This window comes from Mycobacterium sp., assembly GCF_052145595.1.
In the GTDB taxonomy this organism is placed as follows: Bacteria; Actinomycetota; Actinomycetes; order Mycobacteriales; family Mycobacteriaceae; genus Mycobacterium.
The window spans coordinates 25,386-31,491 of sequence record NZ_JBKQOI010000215.1 but is presented as its reverse complement, the minus strand read 5'-3'; the positions used below and the strand labels follow the sequence as shown (position 1 = coordinate 31,491).

Sequence of the window (6,106 nt, the reverse complement as noted above, 5' to 3'; positions counted from 1 at the left end):
TACCGCGGCAGCTGGTGGTGCCCGCCGAGCGGGCCGATTTCGGCTGGCAGATCATCGATGCCACCGGATGGTCGGCAAGCCGGCTAGAGGAGGCCATCGGCGCGGCGGTGCGTAGCCCGTTTGATCTGGCAACCCAGATCCCTTTGCGGGCACGGCTTTTCCGCGTCGCCAACGAGGAACACGTGCTGGTGGCCGCGGTGCACCATATCGCCGCGGACGGCTGGTCGATCACCCCGCTGGTGGCTGATCTGGGGGTGGCCTATGCCAGCCGGTGCGCGGGGCAAGCCCCCGGCTGGGCGCCGTTGGCGCTGCAGTATGTCGATTACACGCTGTGGCAGCGCGCCCAGTTTGGTGATCTGGCTGATAGCCACAGCCCCATCGCCGCGCAGCTGGCCTACTGGGAGCAGGCCCTGGCCGGGATGCCCGAGCGCCTGCAGCTGCCCACCGATCGGCCCTACCCGCTGGTTGCTGATCAGCACGGCGCCAGGGTTGCCGTGGACTGGCCGACGGAGCTGCAGCAGCAGATTCGTCGGGTGGCCCGCGAGCACCACGCGACCAGTTTCATGGTGATGCAGGCCGCCCTGGCGGTGCTGCTGGCCAAGCTCAGCGCCAGCAGCGAGGTGGCGGTGGGGTTCCCGATCGCCGGGCGCCGCGATCCCGCACTGGATGAGTTGGTGGGGTTTTTCGTCAACACCTTGGTGCTGCGGGTCGAGGTGGCCGGGGATCCCAGTGTCGCCGAGCTGCTGGCCCAGGTGCGACGGCGCAGCCTGGCCGCCTACGAGCATCAAGACATGCCCTTTGAGGTGCTGGTGGAGCGGCTCAACCCGACCCGATCCCTGACCCATCACCCGCTGGTGCAGGTGATGTTGGCATGGCAGAATTTCGCCGGGCAGGACACTGACCCCGCTGCCGGGCTGGCGTTGGGTGATCTGCAGGTCACCCAGATGCCGGTGGACACTCAGGTCGCCCGCATGGATCTGACGTTTTCGCTGGGTGAACGCTGGAGCGAGGCCGGTGAGCCCGCCGGGATCGGCGGGACGGTGGAATTTCGCACCGACGTGTTCGACGCGGCCAGCATAGAGGCGCTGATCGAGCGGTGGCACCGGGTGTTGGTGGCGATGACCGCCGATCCCACCCGGCGGCTCTCGTCGGTGGATCTGCTCGATCAGGCTGAGCACGCCCGGCTGGATGAGATCGGTAACCGGGCCGTTTTGAGTGCGGACGCATCGTCTGCGGTGTCGGTTCCGGTGTTGTTCGCCGCGCACGTGGCGCGCACCCCGGAAGTGGTGGCGGTGATCTTCGAAGGCCGCGCAATGACTTACCGCGAGCTGGATGAGGCGGCTAACCGGTTGGCGCACCTTTTGGCCGCTCACGGGGCCGGCCCGGGTGAGCGTGTGGCGCTGCTGTTGTCCCGGTCGGCTGAGGCGATCGTGGCGATATTGGCGGTGCTGAAAACCGGGGCGGCCTATCTGCCCATCGACCCGGCGCATCCCGACGCGCGGATCGGGTTCATGGTTGGCGATGCCGCGCCGATCGCCGCGATCACCACCACCGGGCTGGCCGACCGGCTGGACGGGTGCGAGCTGCTGGTCATCGATGTCGAAGACCCCCGCATCCAGACCTATCCGTGTACGGGTTTGCCGGCGCCGGCCCCCGAGGACATCGCCTACCTCATCTACACCTCGGGCACCACCGGGGTGCCCAAGGGCGTGGCCATCACCCACCGCAACGTCACCGGGCTGCTGGAGGCACTAGACGGCGCGATGGAGCTGGCGGGGCAGGTGTGGTCGCAGTGGCATTCCTTGGCCTTCGACGTCTCGGTGTGCGAGATGTGGGGTGCGCTGTTGTACGGCGGGCGGCTGGTGGTGGTGCCCGAGTCGGTGGCGCGCTCACCGGAAGACTTCCACGCCTTGCTGGTCGCCGAACAGGTCAGCGTGTTAAGCCAGACCCCGTCGGCGTTTTATGCGCTGCAAACCGCTGACGCGGTAGCACCCGAGCTGGGACATCAGCTCAAGCTCCAGGCTGTGGTGTTTGCCGGGGAAGCGTTGGAACCCCAGCGTCTTGGGACGTGGCTGGACAACCACCCGGGTTTGCCGCGCCTGCTCAACCTGTATGGCACCACCGAGACGACGGTGCACGCCTCGTTGCGGGAGATCGTCGACGGCGATGTCGACAGCACTGCCAGCCCCATCGGGGTGCCGTTGGCGCATCTTGCCTTTTTTGTGCTGGACGGGTGGTTGCGGGCGGTGCCGGCGGGGGTGGTCGGGGAGTTGTATGTGGCAGGTGCCGGGGCGGGGTATGGGTATATGGGCCGGGCCGGGTTGACGGCGTCGCGGTTTGTGGCGTGCCCGTTCGGTGGCGCGGGAGCACCGGGGATACGTATGTATCGCACCGGGGATCTGGTGTGTTGGGGTGCTGATGGGCAGTTACGGTATCTGGGGCGTGCCGATGAGCAGGTCAAGATCCGCGGGTACCGCATCGAGCTCGGTGAGGTGCGCGCAGCGCTGGCCGGATTGGACGGCGTCGAGCAGGCGGTGGTGATCGCCCGCGAGGACCGCCCCGGCGATAAGCGTCTGGTGGGTTATGTCACCGGGACCGCGGACCCGGCCCGGATACGCGACGCGCTGGCCGAGCAGCTCCCGGCCTATATGGTGCCGGCCGCGGTGGTGATGTTGGGGGCGCTGCCGCTAACACCCAACGGCAAACTCGACAAACGGGCCCTGCCGGCACCCGAATACCAGGATGGCGATCGTTACCGCGCCCCGGCCAGCGCGGTCGAGGAGATCCTGGCCGGCATCTACGCCCAAGTCCTCAGGCTCGAGCGGGTCGGGGTCGACGACTCGTTTTTCGACCTGGGTGGGGACAGCATTTTGTCGATGCTGGTAGTGGTGTGGGCCCGTGCGGCCGGTGTGATCTGTAGGCCGCGCGATATTTTCGTCGAGCAGACCGTGGCCCGGCTGGCCCGGGTGGCCCGGGTGGCCCGGGTGGCCGACGGTGCGGATGGCCGCATCGATGAGGGTGTCGGGCCGGTGGTGCCCACCCCGATCATGCGCTGGCTCCAGGGCGTGGAGGGCCCAGTGGAGCAGTTCAACCAGACGGTGCTGGTGCAGGCTCCTGCGGGGGTGACCGACGCCGACGTGCTGGTTGTGTTGCAGGCCTTGCTGGATCGGCATGCCATGTTGCGACTGCGCGTCGACGACGACGGCGCCGGGGGGTGGGCGTTACGGGTGCCCGAGGTGGGGTCGGTGGACGCCGGCGAGTGCCTGCAGTCGGTGGAGGTGTTATCCGATGAGGCGCTGGTAGCAGCGCGGTCGCGGTTGGACCCGGCCGCCGGGGTGATGCTGAGCGCGCTGTGGGTTGCTGACACCGGCCAGTTGGTGTTGGTGGTTCACCACCTGGCCGTCGACGGGGTGTCGTGGCGGATTGTCTTGGAGGACTTGAACATCGCCTGGGCTCAGCATCGGGGTGGGCAGCAGGTGATGTTGCCGGCAGCGGGGACATCGTTTGCCCGGTGGGCGTCGCTGCTGGCTGAGCACGCTCGCCACCCAGAAGTCGTTGGCCAGGCAGAGGCGTGGAGGCAGGTGGCGGCGACCCCGGCCGCGCTGCCGGAGGTGCAACCCGCGGTGGATACGTTTGCCACAGCCGGGCACCTGTCGGTGGTGTTGGATGCCGAGACGACCCGCCTGCTGCTGGGTGAGGTGCCCGCGGCGTTTCACGCCGGGATACACGACATTCTGTTGATCGCGTTCGCCTTGGCGTGGGCGCAGTTTTTGGGCACCGGTGGCGCGCCGATCGGTATCGATGTGGAGGGCCACGGGCGCCACGAGGAGCTCGCAGCCGATGTTGACCTCTCGCGCACGGTGGGGTGGTTTAGCATCAAGTATCCGGTGTCGTTGACGGTGGGTGGGTTGGACTGGGCGCGAGTGCTCGCCGGCGAGGCGGCGCTGGGGGCGGTGGTCAAAAACGCCAAAGAGCAGCTTCGCGCCCTGCCGGATCCGCTTACCTATGGTGTGCTGCGCTATTTGAACAGCGATGTTGAGCTGGCCGGGTCCGACCCGCCGATCGGGTTTAACTATTTCGGGCGGCTGGGCGCCCCGGCGGCCTACGCGTCCGGTGATGTGTGGCGTTTCAGCCAGGAGGGCTTGTCATTGACCGGCGCCGCGGGGGCGGTGCCCATGCCGCTGGCGCACACCGTGGAGCTCAACGCCGGCACCGTCGACACCGACACCGGCCCGCACCTGCACGCCGCCTGGATGTGGGCGTCATCGGCCTTGGATCGCACGGCGGTCACCTGGGTCAGCGGGTTGTGGTTTGACGCCCTGACCGGTATCTGCGCGCATGTGCGCGGTGGTGGGGGCGGGTTGACGCCGTCGGATATCGCCCCTGTGCGGCTGAGCCAGCAGCAAATCGATGAGCTGCAGGGGCAATACCGGATCGCTGACGTGTTGCCGCTGACCCCCCTGCAGCAGGGGCTGCTCTTTCACACCAGCATCGCGCAGGGCTCCGGCGACGATGTGTATGCGGTGCAGCTGGATATCACGTTGAGTGGTCGGCTGGATCAGCACCGGCTGCGCGATGCCGTGCACACAGTGGTGAACCGGCATCCCAACCTGGTGGCCCGCTTCTGCCCACAGTTTGAGGTGCCGGTGCAGCTCATCCCGGCCGATCCCATGGTGCCCTGGCGGTATGTAGACCTTGGCGGGGGCGGCCTGGACCTCGATGAGCAGATCCAGCGGGTGTGCGCCGAGGAACGCTCCGCGGTCTGCGACCTCGCCGACCCGCCAGCTTTTCGGGTGGCGTTGATCCGCACCGCCGAAGACCGGCACCGTTTTGTGCTGACCAATCACCACATTGTGCTGGATGGCTGGTCCCTGCCGATCCTGCTGCGGGAAATATTCGCCGGCTATCACGGGCAGCGGCTGCCCGCGGCGGTCTCGTATCGCAGGTTTGTGACCTGGCTGGCCGGTCGAGACCTTGATGGCGCCGACGCGGCGTGGCGCGAGGTGTTGGCCGGTTTTGACACCCCCACACTGGTCGGTCCGCCGGATCGGTTGGGGCTGGGGCGGCGAGGTGTTGCATCGTTTCGGGTGTCTGCGAAGACTACGCGGGCCGTTGGCAAGCTGGCGCGCTCGCACCACACCACCGTCAACATCGTGCTGCAGGGCGCCTGGGCGCAGCTGCTGATGTCGCTGACCGGCCAGCATGATGTGGCCTTCGGCGCCGTGGTCTCGGAGCGGCCGGCCGAGGTGGCCGGCGCGGACTCGATGGTGGGCCTGTTGATCAACACGGTGCCGGTGCGGGCGAACATCACGCCGGCAACCACCACCGCCGACCTGCTCGACCAGCTGCAACGCACCCACACCAAGACCCTTGAGCACCAACACCTGGCGCTTACCGACATCCACCGCATCACCGGACAGGAACGACTGTTCGACACCGTTTTCGTGTACGAGAACTACCCGATCGACACCACGGCGTTGTCGGCGTTGTCGGGCGACCACGAGTTGGCCATCACCGAGTTCACCAGCCGCGACTACTACCACTACCCGCTGACGGTCCAAGCCGGGCAGGGCCGCGAACTGGACCTTCGCGTCCAATTTCGCACGGATGTGTTCGACGTGGCCAGCATCGAAACGCTCATCGAGCGGTTCAAGCGGGTGTTGGTGGCCATGACCTCCCATCCGACCCGGCGGCTCTCGTCGATGGATCTGCATGATGGGGGTGAGGGCAACCGGGCGGTGTTGACCCAGCCGGCGACCACGGCGGCGTCGGCACCCGAATACCACGACACCGATGGTGGTTATCGCGCCCCGGCTGCCCCGGTCGAGCAGATCCTGGCCGGCATCTACACCCAGGTGCTGGAGGTCGACCGCGTCGGGGTCGATGAGTCGTTTTTCGACCTGGGCGGGGATTCGCTGTCCGCGATGCGGGCGATCGCCGCGATCAACACGGCCCTTGATAGCCACCTTGGGGTGCGCACCTTATTCGAGGCGCCGTCCGTTAGAAGCTTGAGCCAGCGGTTGGGCGGGCATGCCAGCTCGGTGCAAGAAGTTCCCGCCGTAAGCCCGGCCAGCGATCCCTAAGACCACACCGACATCGAGGCCGA

General features: G+C 67.4%; 1 protein-coding gene. It reads left to right on the top strand.

Annotation, left to right across the window (positions count from 1 at the left end):
* On the top strand, nucleotides 1-6,083 hold a 6,083-nt coding region (locus ACLP4W_RS19665), incomplete at its 5' end, for an amino acid adenylation domain-containing protein (protein WP_442388774.1).
* Nucleotides 6,084-6,106 lie beyond the last annotated feature (23 nt).